The organism is Paenibacillus sp. Aloe-11 (assembly GCF_000245715.1).
Taxonomy (GTDB): domain Bacteria; phylum Bacillota; class Bacilli; order Paenibacillales; family Paenibacillaceae; genus Paenibacillus; species Paenibacillus kribbensis.
Genome location: NZ_JH601052.1, coordinates 131931 through 147818 on the forward strand (window position 1 = coordinate 131931; position 15888 = coordinate 147818).

Genomic DNA, 15888 nt, shown 5'->3' on the forward strand with positions numbered 1-15888 from the left:
AGACAGTCTACGGGCATAAGCTGCATATGCTGCGGATTCAAGCGGATTTGGAGCTATTGCGGCGCTATGAGCTGGCGCTTGAAAAATGGCATGCACAGGCAAAGCATATTACGGTACAGCTTGCCAGCCTGGAGCGTGAACTGCATCAAGCCGCAGCGGACAGTATTCGCCAGGCTGACAGCTACACGGGTCAAAACCTGTTCGAATATTACGAGCGGGTAACAGAGGATGTCATGCACGAGCTGGAAACCAAACGGGGGAAATCTGTATTCTTTGATACCCGTCATATGGGGCCTGTGTCCGGATTGCTGGACGGAGGTCTGTCCCTACTGGTGGATCGACTTACACAGACCTGCCGTACCATGATTCTCAGCTCACAGCCGTTTAATCAGACATTCGAAGAGGAGTTGCTACGGCGTGCCAATGTAGCCGCTGCATATGAAAATCGGCTGGTCGTTCCAAAGGATGAGCTGTTTAAAAAGCTGTACCAAACATTAGAGGAGCATGGCGGAATTAACGTGCGCTTGCTGGATTATACCCATGAGCATCGGTATGAAGAAAAGTATTTCTTTGGTGACTATGAAGGCGAATTTCTTCCTTATGCGATGGATGTGGACATTACCTCGCGTATTTACAAGCTGGGGTTTGTGCATGAACGTCGCAGCAGCGGGGTGGAAAAGCTGCATTTGATGGGCGGCTTCCATCTGGAGGATCTGATGGTGTATCGCAACGGCAAGACGTATTATGAGACATATACCGCGAACGGTTTTGAGTTTCACGGAATCGCCGCGGATCGGTTGCCGGAATTGCGGTAGCCACCTGTTAATCCTACTTTAATGATGGAAGGAAGCAACGATTCTTATGAAGCAGCGAAAATTTAATGTTCTCCTGCTGCTGTTCGGCTTGCTGGGCGCTGTAGTGGGCTTCATTGTAGGAGAGATTATTCTTCACAAATGGATAGGACACTGGCCGCATATTATTGTGATTGGGCTGTATTTTGGTATCTTGGCGCTATGCATTGGTCTGGGATGTCTTATCGGCGAATGGATTTCACCACAATTAAACGGCCATTCGTGGCGACAACGCTACTCAGGACTGTCCTGGAAGCTGCTGGTGCCTGCTACACTGGTGATGCTGTTCGTGGCAGGTCTGCTGCTGGAGCTGGGCTATCAGGTAAACCCGGAAGGTCGCAAAAGTGTCCAGGACCTTGTGCTTGTGATTGATAATTCCGGGAGTATGCAGGATACAGATCCTGGTAATGAACGGCTGTCGGCTGCCAAGAGCCTGATTGGACAAATGGATGGAGACAAACGGGTGGCCATTGTTTCCTTTGAATCTACTGCGCAATTGGTTCAGCCGTTTACTCCAATTGGGACGGAGGCAGAGAAGCAGGCGGTTTATGCCAAAATTGATAGTATGCATACCATAAAGTCCGCCAGCACAGAAATTAGACTTGCATTGGACGAGACGATCAAGGAGATTGAAAACCAGGGCAATGCCAATAAAGGTTCGCTCGTTATTATGCTGTCTGACGGCTTTAGCGAGCTGGATACCCAGACAGCATTAGCTCCTTTTATCGCCCGTCAGATTCCGATTAATACCATCGGACTCAAGCTGGCTGAATCGAAAGGGATAGCATTATTGCAAAATATCGCCAGTCTGACAGGTGGAACTTATTCTAATGTAGCCAACGCTCAGGGTCTTGCTCAAGCGTTTGGTAAAATTTATGATAAAATTGGTGATCGTACACTGGTAACGGAGCGGACAGGTGAATATGCGGACAATCTGTATTTTGCCATTTATCGCGTAACGGCTCTGGTCATTATCGGAGCACTGCTGGGATTGGCTCTTGGACTGATGTTCGATAATCGCTTTCTGGCACGGAATTTTGCGATTGGCGGAGTCCCTGCCGGATTGCTTGCCGGTTTCATTTTGGAAAAGGGGCTGTCAGGCTCGTCGATCGGTGATCTGATGATTCGTTTGGTGGCAGCGCTCGTACTGGCGGCGCTCATTGCTGTCTTTTCGCTTGTTCTTCCGATTGGGGAAAATACGCGTCGTTCTTCTGGTGGAGGAAGCCCGGGTGGGCCGTCAGGTCGACGAAGGGGTGCACCGGAAGGCCCGCAGCGCAATCGACGCAGCAGTGGATTTTAGAACGGGGGCTGAAATTTATGCAGTATAGGGATGCACAGCCCGGTGATCCTGTCATTTCGGAGCTGAGCTACAAAATCGACGACAACCGGGTTGTGCTTCGCTGGCAGTGGCCTGAAGGCGCGGCCGTGGTATATATTGCGAAGGAATCATCTGATCCGAGTGCCGGAGAGCAGAATGAGGGTAGAGGTTTACCGCCTTTTTCAAGCCTGAAGCTATTTACGCGTGAGGAATATAAGGCAGCAGGCAGCTACCGTGACCGGGTTGAAGGGTTTGGACGCGTGCGCTATACCGTGTATCCGGCTGTGCGTGAGGATGGCGACACTTTTGTGATTTGTCAACAAGACCGAGCCAACCAACTGGAGCTGAGTACGGGTAGAGCTAAAATCAGATATGCAGTTCAACATAAAAAAGGCTGGTTTCGCAGCCGCAAAACAGTTCAGATTCAGGTGACAGCTGAGGTTCCTGTTCCGCAGGAGGCACTTTGCTACGTGAAGAAACGTGGAGGTTACCCGGCCGACCGGGAGGATGGGACCTTGTATCCGTTCACGACACCCTTTGCCGCGGGACGGAATGTGTTGCCCACGATTGAAGTGGGCGGAGATGAATATGTGCGGTTATTTTTTACGGACGGTCAGAAATATGGCACGATATATGAATTAGTTCCTGAATGAAAGGAGGCCGCAACCCATGAGTTTTCTTAGCAATTTATTCAGAAGAAAGCCGCAGGCAGCGCCAAGGCCATTATTTTATGATATTGTGTGCCCGTATTGCTTTAGTAAATTTTCCCCGGAGGAAGTGGTATTCCGTGCTTCCCACCACCGCGAAGATGACGAGGATTACGCTTTGGGTGAAGATGAGCTGTTGAACAAATATCGGGAACGCTTTGGTTTGGATAGCGTGCATGATATGGAGGCGATTCTTTATCCACACGATGTTCCGGAGGAGCACAGATTATATTCGGATCATGTACTGACAGGTCTGACGGATCGTTATGGTGAGCTGACGCGTCACCGATTGTGTCCGCACTGCCACAACGAACTGCCGGTGACTGCAGGTAAGGTGCCGAGCAATATCATTTCGATTATCGGGGCTTCGCAGGCAGGAAAATCAGTTTATATGACCTCCCTGATTCACACGCTGCAGCATGTAACGGCAGATCATTTTGATGCGGCTTGCATGCCGCTCAATGCAGAGATCAGCCGTAAATTCCGCAGCATGTATGAGGAACCGTTGTTTGAGCGAGGCGATCTGCTGACATCGACACAAAAAGAAAAGATGCAGGAGCCTTTTATTTTCCAGTTTGTATTTAAGGATGAGGAAAAGCCGCCGCTGACGCTGGTATTTTTTGATGTTGCCGGCGAGGGGATGGTCGATCAGGACTATCTCGGGCTGCATGGACAGCATATTAAGAATTCGGCGGGTATTCTGTTTATGGTCGATCCGCTGCAAATTCGCTCGATTCGGGAACGTATTAAGATCAACCTTGGCGACAAGCCGGGCGAATGGGTTTCGCAATATGATGAGCCGCGTGATGTCGTATTGACGATGTTCGGTGATTTTATCGCATATCAGGATAAGGGGAAAACGGACATTCCGACCGCAGTCGTCCTGACCAAAAGTGACATGCTGACTGCATTGGCAGATGAGGAAGGCACATACATCAAGACGAACAGCAACATTTTTAATCCAATGGAGCACCGCAAGTATATGGATCTGGATGAGTTCGCAAACATTGATGGCGAAGTCCGGCGCTTTATCGAGAAGGTGGATAAGCCGTTCAAGGGCACGATGGATGTGTATTTTACAGATACGGCTTATTTCGCGGTTTCCGCTCTGGGTAGCAATCCGGTCGAACAAAAGCTGCAAGGGCTGGTCAGTCCGATCCGGGTGGATGAGCCATTCATCTGGCTGCTTTATAAGTTGCAGTACATTGAGGGGAGAGAATCACAGTGAGTCATTCAACCTCTCATTTGATACAGCAGCAGATGTACACACGGGAACGGCGTGGAATTTTCCGCTCCACGGAAGGCTTCGATACGGTGGCTAATTCCAAAGGGCTGGATGCTTCTTTTATAAAAAAGGTACTGCATCCTTTATGCGTATATGATGCTCCTGCTGCCTTAACAGCCCGTGGCGAGAAGCAAGAGAGCGTCTATCCTGAAGCCATACATCTGGTGCGTACCGAGTCCGGGGATGTGGTCCTGGGACGGAGCATCTATAAAGCAACGGATTTTACCGGGCTGCGAAGCGCTTTTTTCACGCATAACTATGTGATTCCGGCCGGACATGGTGAATCTCCGTCTGATTACAAGCAGTGGCTGAACACATCCTTTGTTGATGCCTATGATATTGAGCAGGGAACGGAGCTGCCAGAATTGGAGCGACTGCCGGGTGGAAGCGTATTTCCGTCTGTTGATCCGTCAGCGGTGCTGACTCAATTAAAGCTCAGCGAAGAAGTGTTCAAGCAGCTTCTATACGCTGTTATGATGTCGGCCACAGGCCGCAAAAAAGTATATGTTGCGCTGAATGTTCCTGCAGAAGAGGTGGCATCTTCAGCCAAGCTGCTGCTCGGTGTGTTATACGCGGCATTGCCTTATGCATATCGTAACAGGATCGGATTTCTTACATATGCGCTGGAGCCGAACAGCAGAAAAGGTATTCACTTGATGTTCGTGGAGCCTTTCAGTATCCGGCCTGGTGATCGGAACGTGGATAAGGATTTTGTATTTGACCTGTCGGCCAATAGTCGAATCCTTAATGTGGATGCGGAGCAGGTGAGACAGCCTTATTTTGACTGGATTGTCCGTACGCTGCTTGGTGGCGGGACGCCGGACGATTTTTTCAAATTTGCAGAGCAAATGCTGACAGGCATGGAGGCAGGGCGTAATCTGACCCTAGCCAGCTATCATGAGCTTATTACACTGTACAGAATTGAGCAGGGGGAGCGCGCATTATACAACGAACGACGAGTTGCTGTGCTGCGAAGCCTGACTGATTATTTATCGTCACCTGATGCGTTGTCACGTAAAATGCAGTTGAATGACTTGTTTTTGTCATTTTTTGATCACGAATTTGACCGGGTGAAGGATGGATATATTCCAGAGGCGGGACTGGTCGATTGCTTTAAGGACTATTATAAAGTTCATGCTCGCACCAGCGAAAATCGACTGGTGGAATATTTAATCCGCTCGCTGAATAACGCTTATACCGCCAGAAATACGGAAGCTGTAACGTATATCTATCATACAATTGAAGAGAATCCGTCATTAGGCAAGGCGTATTTTACAAAGGTGCTGGGGAATCCGGCGCTTACCAAAATGCTGTTCATTCCCTACATGGACAGTCAGATGAAAAGAACAACGGATGTAAAGGGCCTGCTGGCAGTCGTGCATGAATGGGGCAGTCGATATATCGAGGTATCAGCGAATGCCGATTTTCAGCTTTTGGCTGAATCTGCATTGATGGGCAGACTGCGTGCCGAAAGAAAGCCGATAGAGACTGTGGCTGCCATTCATCAACGCTTGCGTCAATGGGATAGCACTTCAACGGGAGGAAAGCTTTCCCCGTTGGAGCAATCCGGATTGACAGAGCGTTTGCAGGAGGCGTCGGATCGGTATTTGCTTACCGAAGTAGAGCTAAAAGAAATATCACCTGATCAGCTCGTACAAATTCCGTTCTTCACGCGGCCTGACTTGGTACAGTGGGTCGGCAAGCTGCCCGCTCCTCTCAAGGGACAAGCAGTACGCTTGATCGCGGCTTATGATTGGTTTAGCACAGAGGACCCGGAACCGTCGGTGCTGGACGGTCTGGAGCCGGGCGAAATAGAGAAGGTGCAGGACTGGGCTTACGGATGGCTGCCCCAGCAGCTAACGGAAGGCCATTTTGCCCGCCTGCTGCCCGCATTCTACCGCTCTGACGGTCCGGGTGAAGGCATATTGGACTTTGCCCGCCTGGTTAGCTCTGTCCGCAAATGGGCGAAGGATAACGATACGATGTACCGCTTTATCCGCTGGTCCGAGGGACAGACTGAATTTGCTACACCACGGGGTGGTTTTGAACCGGCCTACCGACGGGCGCTGCTGTTGTTTTTCCAAAAGGAAGGGCGCGAGGGGCTGCATAAAAAAACGCTGTGGCGTCAATATTTTGAACCTGCAAATCCGGTCTTCAAAAATTTCTATCTGACAGCGAAGCGCGAGACGGATACGTCTTTGGTCAAAACGCTGCGCCGCTTTCGCAAAGGCGGCATCATTTCGGGGATCGTGCTGATTGTCATTGCAGGTACGCTGGGTGGCCTGAAAGCTGCCGGGGTGATCGGATCTGGTGATTCAACTGCGCCTGCTGCGGCTCCTAAGCCTGTGCAGCAGCCTGTAGCAAAGCCTACAGTGCCTGTAAAAGAGGAACCGACGACGATAGTGACCCATATACCTAACACCAAGTCGACTACGAAAATGGTCAAGCTGTTGTTTGCGTTTCAAACATCGGCGGAGCAGGCGGCGTTTAAGCCAGAAAAGCTCGTCCTTGTCGGCGCGGATCAACAGGAGCATTCATACGAAAATTTTACGCTTGCTGAGCAAAACGACAAGGCCGCAATCGATAAAACCGGCAAAGGACAGTCGGGTGACGCGAAAACCGGCAGTACCGTTGGAAGCACGACACCGGCTGGAGAATCCGCAGGTAGTGACTCGACAACTCCTGGAGTGGGCAACGGCACAACTGCCAATCAAGCCACAGGAAGTACAACGTCTGGTACTACAGCAACAACGGCTAACCAGGGGGCAGGTTCAGGCGATGGAGCCAACACAGATGCTAACGCGCCAACGGAGTATGATTTGGAAAAGTATCCTTATCGTACACTCCTGACCATTTGGCAACGGCTGGAGCTGGACGATGCTGGCACAGTTACGGTCGATGGCAAAGAATACCCGTTGGTTCAAGTGAAGTCAGCGGATTAAGCAACCACATATTTTATGTGTAAGCAAAAAGATGAGCTTCCCTTACAGGCTCGTCTTTTTGTTATGTATTTTAAATAATAAAGTACCTTACGAAAAGTATTGACACGAGGCAGATGACTGTTTAAAATTAGTTGGAATTCAAACTATTAAAATTTGGCGGATGTGGAGGTTAGGAATGAGATGGGAAGTGAGGTGTATCCCGTTTGTCTTCCCTGGGAGGAAGAAAGCACGATGTATTTAATTAAATGGATCTTTACCACGGTCCGACGCGAGATTGAAACGGCACTGCGCCCTTTGGGTCTGACCTCCTCGCAATCGCAGACGCTTTATGTTCTGGCGATGTCGCCTGGGGTGACCAACACCGATTTAGAAAAGCTATTGCTTATTGATAAATCAAGTGTTACCAGCCTGGTCAACGGGATGGTTGCAAAAAACTGGGCAGTGCGTCAAAGCCACCCGGAGGATGCTCGAATGAAGCAAATATATTTGACCGAGGAAGGCTTGAAAATTCACAAGGCAGCGGAACGCACCATTGAGCAAATTAAAAGCTCGGTAGGCGAAACACTATCTGTCGATGAATCGGAGACACTGCGCGGGTTGTTAAGAAAAATACTTCACGACTATCGTCCTGCGAATACTGGCGTTTGCGTGGATCTATAGAGAGCTAAGTCTTTTCAGCATAGAGGGCATTTTACAGGAGAGGAAGAAACCATATGACCCAAGAGCAAACTTATCCGAATGCGGATAAGCTTATGCGTGTACTGGCCTTCACACTTGTTTTTTCAGTGATGAACGCCTTTATGTTTAATGTAGTTATGCCTGTCATTCGCAAGGAATTTCATATTAGCGCTTCTGATGTAAGCTGGCTGCTGACCGGCTATATGATCGTATATGCGGTTGGCTCGGTGACCTACGGCAAGCTGGCGGATAAATATCGTCTCAAGGATTTGCTTACGTTTGGGATTATCTTTTTTGCGCTAGGCTCGCTAATAGGCCTGTTGGCCCATCAATTTTGGATGCTCATTATAGCTCGCTTACTTCAGGCTGCCGGGGCTGCTGTCATTCCGGCAACGGCTATGATCGTGCCTGCCCGCTATTTCTCGGCTGCAAAAAGAGGACAGGCCTTGGGTGTCACGGCAATCGGTCTGGCACTAGGTACTGCACTGGCTCCGATTATTTCCGGTTTGATTACAGGCTTTGCGAGCTGGCGCTTTTTGTTTATTATTTCCATGCTGCCGCTTATCGCCTTGCCGTTCTTCCGCAAATACCTAGACGACCAGCGTGGAGCGGATCAGAGGTTTGATTTTCTTGGGGGATTATTGCTGGGCGGAACAGTAGCCTTCCTATTGCTTTCGATTTCGCAAGCGAACATGACATTTTTGGGGCTCGGCGTTGTGTTATTTGCCTTGTTTATATGGCGCATTAACACTGCGAATGATCCATTCATCCAGCCGAAGCTGTTCCGTAACAAGCAATATTCCTACGGTCTGCTTATCGCCTTTTTAGGGGCAGGGGTCAGCTTCGGGCTACCGTACCTGGCACCGCAGTTTTTGAACAGTCTCAATCAGCTTACGCCGGCCGCGATTGGACTGATTATGTTTCCGGCTGCGATTGCGTCGGCACTGCTCGGCAAAAGTGGTGGGCGTTTGGCGGATAGCAAAGGCAACTCATTCCTCGTCTACACGGCGGTTACGCTGATATTTATCTGCTTTATCAGCCTGTCCACGTTTGTAGGTGCGTCGCCTTACCTGATTTTATTTTTGCTGATTTTCGGAAATGTAGGTCAGACCTTCATGCAAATCGCCATGTCCAACACGATTTCCCGTACCTTGGCGAGGGAGCAGGTAGGGGTTGGCATGGGACTGTTGTCTCTGCTGAACTTTATTTCTGGGGCGATGACCACCAGCATTTTGGGCAAAACGCTCGATAGCTCAGCTACTTTTCATTTGAATCCTGTCGTTTCCAATGTGCAGGTATTTAATTTTAGCAATATATTTACGGTTCTTGCACTGATTGCGCTTGTGACGATGGGACTTTACGCGTTGCAGTTCCAGCGGGGTTCACGTCGTAATACACCTAGTGTCGAACAAGGATGATCATTTGATGCAAACTCATGCCAAAACAAGGGTATAATATAGAAGGAAAAGTTTATCTATGGAAGGACGGAGTGTCCGGTATGACAAGAAACCTTCAATATGTACCCTATGGCTATGAGCCTCCGATCGAGACGCATAAAGGGACCATGGTCTACTATGATACGTTTGAGCAGATTACAGCGAGAGAGCTGGAGCTTTTTGCGGAAACGGGGGCAGCATTATCTTTTACAAAGCTGGTGCTGTATCCGCTACACGAAGAAACAGCCAGAAGAATGTGGAAGCAGCCGATACGCTCCTATTACAAGCGGATGGACGAGCTGGGGGAGTGGCAGCGAGAACAGGCTTTGAGCGCTGTTGTGATTGAAAGCTGGGAAGGTAAGCGTAAAAAATATACGCCGATTGAAGCAGCCATCCGTTTTTTGATGGAAAAATATACGACTCCGCTTTTTTTGTACATGAGTCCTGAAATTGCAAATTTGTGCGCTTCCTATGCATCGTTTGAGGAATGGGTCCGAAACGTCAGATTAGTGCTTTCAAGTGAACCATTGGAGCTTCATCCGAAGCTCGCACAGTATCACAATCGCTGGAATACGATAGAAGAAGCGATAAGCCGACATACTAAGGTTGACAAAGAGCAGCGTGAATTATAGAATAGAACTAATCGTAAAAATTACTATTGTAATTGTATACCATGTATTCCAGTTAAGGAGGAAGAGAAATGCGCGTAATTGTTACCTTGGCATGCACCGAATCCGGTGATCGCAACTATACAACAACCAAGAACAAAAGAAATCACCCGGAGCGTCTTGAAATGAAAAAATACTCTCCGCGTCTGAAAAAGTACACGATCCATCGTGAAACTAGATAATTTGAGGCTGGCTACATAGCGGCCTGTATTATGGAACCGGCGAAAACTTGAATTAGTCCAATGGACAGAGCATGGTTGCCGAGTTCTCCTGTGCTGGTGTCAGCATTCGGGACGAGCCGGAGGACCATTCACGATATGCTTATATAACGATGAAGGCTGACGAAAGATGTGGGGCGTTCGTACAATGGGCGATGCGAAAAATGTGGCATCGTTTGCTTGTCGTTTACGGGCCTGAGCACAACCGTTGCGATCTGTCGTCTTTTTTTCTGGGGAATAACTGTTCCTTTTGCCAACTGATGGAGTATTGCGCCAGTACGTTTGAGTTTGAAACTAAAATGACATGAAAGCTTAGGTGAAACAAATGAAAAAAGATCTTCATCCAACTTTGAACAAAGTTATCTTTTTGGACCCTAGCTGTGGATTCTCTTTCCTGAGTGCCTCCACTAAACATTCGCAAGAAACGATGGAATGGGAAGATGGCAACACATACCCGGTTATCCGTGTAGATACTAGTTCCGCTTCTCACCCGTTCTTCACAGGTAAACAAAGAAACGTGGATATCGGTGGTCGTGTGGATCGCTTTAACAAAAAATACAACCTTAAGTAAGACCCGTCGAGCGTTATGTTCGTGGATTATGCCAATAATTCGCGGACAACGCTTTTTTATTATCTGCAGATAAAACCCTCTGCAAATAACTCATTAAAATGGAGGTACATACCACGTACAGGATAGTTGTTGAAAAAGGCTCTTCCATGACTTGTAGAGGTCAAAGGAACAGCCTTTTTTATCTCGAACTCAATCTGTCGGTTAAAGCGAAACGAAGCACTGCTCCCATTGATCGGCAATAAATGTCTTGTCCAGTTGTTCCCCAATAAGCGTGACATATCCCTGACTTACCGGAAGGGCCGTAGACTGCCATTCGAAGTGGTTTCCCGAAAATTGCAAAAGCATTGTACCTTCCTGTGGAAGTACGCAATAGCCTTTCGCCCGAAGCAGTGAGGAGCCGAGTCCGGTCAGAAAGTTTTCCAAACGCTGTTTTTCCAGTGGTTGCGAAGAATATTGATGCAGTGTCACACTCTCCAGATGGGAAAACGAATCGGGCTGGTTGGGATCGTAGCTGTAGCTATGGCTGTGCGCAGAAATAACTTTGAATGCCGTACTTCTGGACATACTGGCGGGTCGTCTGATCTCTTTGCCAGCAGTGGGGATCGACGTTGCGACTGCATCGGCTGGCTGAGCCTGTACTGGTGCGGGTTGAGGCACCTGCTCAGGCTTGGCAGCAACGGATAAACGGACCAGAACAGGCTCCAGCAGTGGCTCAAGATCAACCTGGCTATATGTAGTCGTTTGCAGCTTGGCCGTATCGTTATGCTTGCGAATGCTCTTGACGACCTTCTTCACTTCACGGCTACTTGCGGCATCCGTCTTGTTCACCACAATGAAGTCTGCGGTGCGAAGCTGCCCGTGCAGAGTTCGAACCAGCTCCTTGTCAGCGGTGAAGCGGCTGTTGTATTCATGAAAAAGCTCTGCGTCCACAACACTGATGCTATGAACGAGATAGAGCCGGTTTGCCAGCAGCGGGGAGCGCAGCTCTTCCAGCACTTGCTCAGGGTTGGCCACTCCTGTCGTTTCCATAAAAATCAAATCCGGCTCCTGACTGAGGAGGGTATGCAGAGCACCTGGCAGCTCGCTTTTTTTACTGCAGCAAATACAGCCCTCCAGCAATCCTTCCACAGCTACGTCAGGCATTTCTTCTGAAATAATCGCACCGTCTACGTCATACTCACCCATTTCATTCATTAATACAGCAGCGCGAAGCGGGATTTGACGGGTATGGGCCAGCAGGCGCAGAAGCAGGGTCGTTTTGCCGCTTCCGAGAAAACCGCTGATTAAAATCACTGGAACCTTGTTCATCATGTATCCTCCTTGCCGGGATTAGTGTGTTGCATTCAAGCGATCAAAGGTGGCTACCGAGTCTGCTTGGGTATAGACATATGGGGATTCCGGCTGCTCGACTTCGGTTATGTTGCCGGATCGAATTTCGAGTATAGGAGCATGGTTCTTATACGTGGTATGCAATGTTCCTTCAATGGTCACCCAGGTGTCCTTGTCAAAGGATGGGGTCTTGTGGGATTGGACGATGACCCCGAAGGGCATGGCATCAGCAGTGCAACACATGACGAGGAACCTGCCCACCGCAAATAAACCTTTATCCAGCAGACTGCTGTCTTTATAGACAAAGCCGGTCACCTGTACTTTTTTGCCTTCAAAAGCATGCTTGTATAATTCGATGGCTCCGATGGTTTCAGAGAAAATTTCCGGCTTGATCTGTATGATGGGCTGCTGATACAGGCGTTTTGCCAGCTCGGCGAATTCCGTATTGTACTTGTCAGGCGGAACGAACAGCTTATCCAGCGTTTCCTGACTCCATTTGTCCTTGGGTGGAGACGAAGCTGCCCCAAAAGACGCCGATGATAAAATAGCGGATGCGGGTACAGGAACGGGCGGTATATCTGTTTTGCGGCGAATATCCGGGTTAGGATAGGTGAAGGACATGCCTTTTTTGGCCGCCATATCACTGCCGAGTGCCTGATTGGGCAACAAAGCGCCGAACAGCAGCGGAATGAGCAACATTCCATATACGAGCATTTTTTTGAACCAGCCTTGAGGTAAAGGATGCTCGCAATCACACATATCCTCACCGTCTCGCGCTCCGACTATTCCATGCCATGCCATCGCGAAAGCGATGAATAGCAAGGGCACAGGGCAAAGCAGAAGCAGCTTTTGCATGTGTGGAGCCAAGTAGTAATGAAGTGCATTCGTGCGGCTTAATAGGATGATAAGCAGGGCCAAACCAATCATAAGAAAGGAGCGTATACCATATTGCCAGCGGATGCTAAAGGCTGAATTCATTGCCAGTATTCACCTCCCTAATTCTCACCTTCCTAATAACCATTCAGCAGCTATAGATCCCACCAGGACAAGCGAAATAATGAGCAGGCACAGGACGGCGACAAATTTGGTACGGAAGGTGCTTAGCAGCATAAGTGTACCTTTGAAATCCAGCATCGGACCGAGCACGAGAAAGGCTGCCAGCGGACCTAATGTAAAGGTATGCGAAAAAGCGGTAGCGACAAAGGCATCGGAGCTGGAGCACAGTGACAGCACATAGGCAAAGCCCATCATAAAGACATATGAGCCGATTGTTCCACTGCTTAACGAAAGCATTTCATCGCGCGGGATGAATGTCTGGATACAGGCCGTCAATAATGCGCCAATAATGAGATATTTGCTCATGTCCAAAAATTCATCGCCAGCATGTACAAAAAAGCCTCGCATGGTGCGATGATGCCGATGAGTCTGGCCGCTCTGCTTCTGCTGGTTAAAAGACAGCAACGACCGTTTGAGCGGATGCACACGCACAAAGGTATATACGATCAGCCCAATCATTGCGGAAACGGCAAAGGCCAGCCCCATACGAACGGCCGTGACCTCTGGATGGGAAGGGAAAGCCATCATCGTTGCAGCCAGCACGACGGGATTGATGATCGGCCCACTTAAAATAAAGGTGATGCCCATATAGGCAGGCATTCCCTTGAGCATCAATTGGCGAACAACAGGAATCATGCCGCATTCACAGATCGGAAACAGCAGCCCCAGCAATGAGGCCAGCAGAACACCCGGAACAGGATGCGCAGGCGCCATTTTACGTATCCATGCTTCTGGCACAAGCCATTGTAAAAGGGAGGAGACCAGAACGCCAATAAGGAGAAACGGCATGGCTTCCAGGAAAATACCCATAAATACCGTTTTTAACGACTGCATCTGACTCATATCCAATGAGCGAAGCCACCGGGGAGAGAGCGTAACAAGCACGGGGATCAGAAAGACGAATGGAATCATAAAAGGCAGCATCTTCAACAGCGTACTGTTTTTCATTACACGTCTCCTCGAAAATAAGGGTAGTTGTCTACATCCTATGTCTGTTGCAGGACAAACATGCCTGCAGAAGAGTGTGTGAATCACCTCCTATGTTGACAAGTCAGTGACGGGTCATATATATTTATGTTTGTTAATAGTAATTATTACGATTAAAATTCGATAAATGATTGCAAGAAGGAAACTTTTACGGTACGATCCATATTAAATGTTGTAAAGATAAGGAGGATCATATGATACCGATTGTTGTTTTATCCGGGTTTTTGGGCAGCGGTAAAACAACTCTTCTTCAGCATGCACTGGCTTATTATAAAGAGCAGGGCCTCAAGCCAGCTATTTTGATGAATGAGTTGGGCGATGTGAATCTGGACGGCAGTGTGGTGAACGGTCAAGCTCCCATGAAGGAAATGCTCAGTGGTTGTATATGCTGCACCATTCGCGGGGACCTGGGTGTTGAATTGATGAATCTTGCCGAGGAATATAAGCCGGACGTGATTATTGTCGAATGTACCGGAGTAGCCAATCCGATGGAAATTGTAGATGCCGTAACAGATGCTTCTATGTATTCCGCTATGGTTTTACAATCCGTTATTACGGTGATGGACGCGCGTCAATTTTTGGATTATGCCTCAGGTAACGAGAGAAGCAAGTCGCTTCGTTTGATGCAGGATCAGCTTCGCTGCGCTTCCAAGCTGATTATCAACAAGACCGATTTACTGGCCACGGGTGAGTTGCAGAAAGTACAAGCCCTCGTCAAGGAATTAAATCCCTATGCGCTGACTGTGAGTACACAACGGAGCGACGTAGACGCAAATGCTTTTTTCTCCATTCAAGGAGAGGATCGCATGGATGTCTCGCGTTCAAAAGAGCCCATAGCCGATAACGGGAATGATCATCATTCGGAAAATCATCTGCACGATCATGATGTTCCTGCAGACCATCACCATGCAGACCATGACCATCATGATCACCACCACAATCATGACCACCACGATCATGATCACGGACACGGGGGGCATGTTCATTCCTACGACCATGTTGTCGTTCACACGCATTTCTTCGGGCAACCTGTGCCGCGTTCCAGGTTTGAACAGCTGTTCCGCAGCTTGCCTGCTGAAATTTACCGTGCCAAAGGAATTGTACGTTTTCTCGAAACAGAGGGTCAGATGATGTTCCAGTTTGCTTATCGGGAGCTGGAAATCATTCCGATTCGCCCGCAAAAGCCGGTGAACGATGTTGCGGTCCTTATGGGTGAAAATTTCTCGGCTTCCGAGATTGAAGAACGGTTGAGAACGCTGGAATTGGCCCGAAAGCCATTGACTGGGTTATGACATCGGGAACGAGTAGCGTTTATCCATCAAAACATAATTCTCGCACCCATATAGCTGGAAAATCTGCTTTGGGATTTACCACCATTCTGCTGCTGCTGGCTGCCGGGCTGGTGCTGTCGGTCACAGTTGCAGTCATGCTCGGTCCTGTGGCTGTCGCGCCAGGAACGGTATGGCGAATTGCACTGTCGCATCTTCCCTGGCTGGACCAGTGGTTACCTGTGACATGGACCAGGCCGGAGGAATATATCGTCTGGGAAATCCGCTTTCCACGCGTGCTGCTGGGCGTTATCGTAGGGGGAGGGTTAGCTGTTACAGGGGCGGCTATTCAGGCATTAATTCGCAATTCGTTAGCAGACCCCTATATTTTAGGAGTCTCGTCCGGGGCTTCTGTTACAGCGACGCTGGTTATTGTGTTTGGAGCCTTTGGTATCCTTGGACGGTTTGCGCTGCCTTTGTCTGCTTTTTTAGGTTCGCTTGCAGCGATGCTTATGGTGTTCGGATTAGCCCGTGTGGCCGGACGGATATCGACGACACGATTACTGCTGGCAGG

The 15888-nt window shown here is 49.0% G+C and carries 14 protein-coding genes and 1 pseudogene; 12 read left to right on the forward strand and 3 right to left on the reverse strand.

All coding sequences use genetic code 11. The features are described 5' to 3' along the window. From WG8_RS28320 to WG8_RS11115, 10 genes and pseudogenes are all read left to right on the forward strand, one after another. A pseudogene (locus tag WG8_RS28320) lies at nt 1-815 on the forward strand (transcription initiation factor TFIID); the annotation flags it as partial. A gap of 46 nt (nt 816-861) precedes the next feature. Then, the gene (locus tag WG8_RS11075; protein ID WP_007430264.1) at nt 862-2151 is read left to right on the forward strand and encodes a vWA domain-containing protein; all 1290 of its coding nucleotides are present in this window, start codon (nt 862-864) and stop codon (nt 2149-2151) included. A gap of 17 nt (nt 2152-2168) precedes the next feature. Next, complete coding sequence (locus tag WG8_RS11080; protein ID WP_007430265.1) at nt 2169-2822, forward strand: hypothetical protein; 654 nt, start codon at nt 2169-2171, stop codon at nt 2820-2822. A gap of 16 nt (nt 2823-2838) precedes the next feature. Beyond that, a complete protein-coding gene (locus WG8_RS11085) occupies nt 2839-4104 on the forward strand; it encodes a TRAFAC clade GTPase domain-containing protein (protein ID WP_007430266.1) in 1266 nt (421 codons plus the stop codon). Then, nucleotides 4101-7103: a GAP1-N2 domain-containing protein gene (locus WG8_RS11090; protein WP_007430267.1), complete on the forward strand. Its 3003-nt coding sequence runs from the start codon at nt 4101-4103 to the stop codon at nt 7101-7103. Before WG8_RS11085 ends, WG8_RS11090 begins: the two co-directional genes overlap by 4 nt. A gap of 180 nt (nt 7104-7283) precedes the next feature. Then, a complete protein-coding gene (locus tag WG8_RS11095) occupies nt 7284-7763 on the forward strand; it encodes a MarR family winged helix-turn-helix transcriptional regulator (protein ID WP_007430268.1) in 480 nt (159 codons plus the stop codon). 53 nt (nt 7764-7816) lie between these two features. Next, a complete protein-coding gene (locus tag WG8_RS11100; RefSeq protein WP_007430269.1) occupies nt 7817-9199 on the forward strand; it encodes an MFS transporter in 1383 nt (460 codons plus the stop codon). Nucleotides 9200-9279: 80 nt separating this feature from the next. Further along, on the forward strand, nt 9280-9849 hold the full coding sequence (locus tag WG8_RS11105) for a hypothetical protein (RefSeq protein WP_007430270.1): 570 nt from the start codon (nt 9280-9282) through the stop codon (nt 9847-9849). A 68-nt stretch (nt 9850-9917) separates the two neighbouring features. Continuing rightward, complete coding sequence (rpmG, locus tag WG8_RS11110) at nt 9918-10067, forward strand: 50S ribosomal protein L33 (protein ID WP_007430271.1); 150 nt, start codon at nt 9918-9920, stop codon at nt 10065-10067. Nucleotides 10068-10428: 361 nt separating this feature from the next. Beyond that, nucleotides 10429-10674, forward strand: coding sequence for a type B 50S ribosomal protein L31 (locus WG8_RS11115; protein WP_043890966.1), 246 nt, complete (start codon nt 10429-10431; stop codon nt 10672-10674). 201 nt (nt 10675-10875) lie between these two features. On the opposite strand, the gene WG8_RS11120 is transcribed toward WG8_RS11115, so the two are convergent. The 3 genes from WG8_RS11120 to WG8_RS11130 are packed head-to-tail and all read right to left on the reverse strand — an operon-like array spanning nt 10876 to nt 14007. Beyond that, nucleotides 10876-11985, reverse strand: coding sequence for a CobW family GTP-binding protein (locus tag WG8_RS11120; RefSeq protein ID WP_043890967.1), 1110 nt, complete (start codon nt 11983-11985; stop codon nt 10876-10878). An 18-nt stretch (nt 11986-12003) separates the two neighbouring features. Then, nucleotides 12004-12981 carry a TIGR03943 family putative permease subunit gene (locus WG8_RS11125; protein ID WP_007430273.1) on the reverse strand — a complete coding sequence of 326 codons (978 nt, stop codon included), beginning with the start codon at nt 12979-12981 and terminating at the stop codon, nt 12004-12006. A gap of 24 nt (nt 12982-13005) precedes the next feature. Next, nucleotides 13006-14007, reverse strand: coding sequence for a permease (locus WG8_RS11130; RefSeq protein WP_007430274.1), 1002 nt, complete (start codon nt 14005-14007; stop codon nt 13006-13008). Nucleotides 14008-14240: 233 nt separating this feature from the next. Between WG8_RS11130 and WG8_RS11135 the strand changes: the two genes are divergently transcribed. Both WG8_RS11135 and WG8_RS28325 read left to right on the forward strand, forming a co-directional pair. Next, nucleotides 14241-15338, forward strand: a complete 1098-nt coding sequence (locus WG8_RS11135) for a CobW family GTP-binding protein (RefSeq protein ID WP_007430275.1) — start codon at nt 14241-14243, stop codon at nt 15336-15338. Then, nucleotides 15335-15888, forward strand: a 554-nt coding sequence (locus WG8_RS28325) for a FecCD family ABC transporter permease (RefSeq protein ID WP_043890968.1), incomplete at its 3' end; no start/stop codon positions are given. The genes WG8_RS11135 and WG8_RS28325, both read left to right, overlap by 4 nt.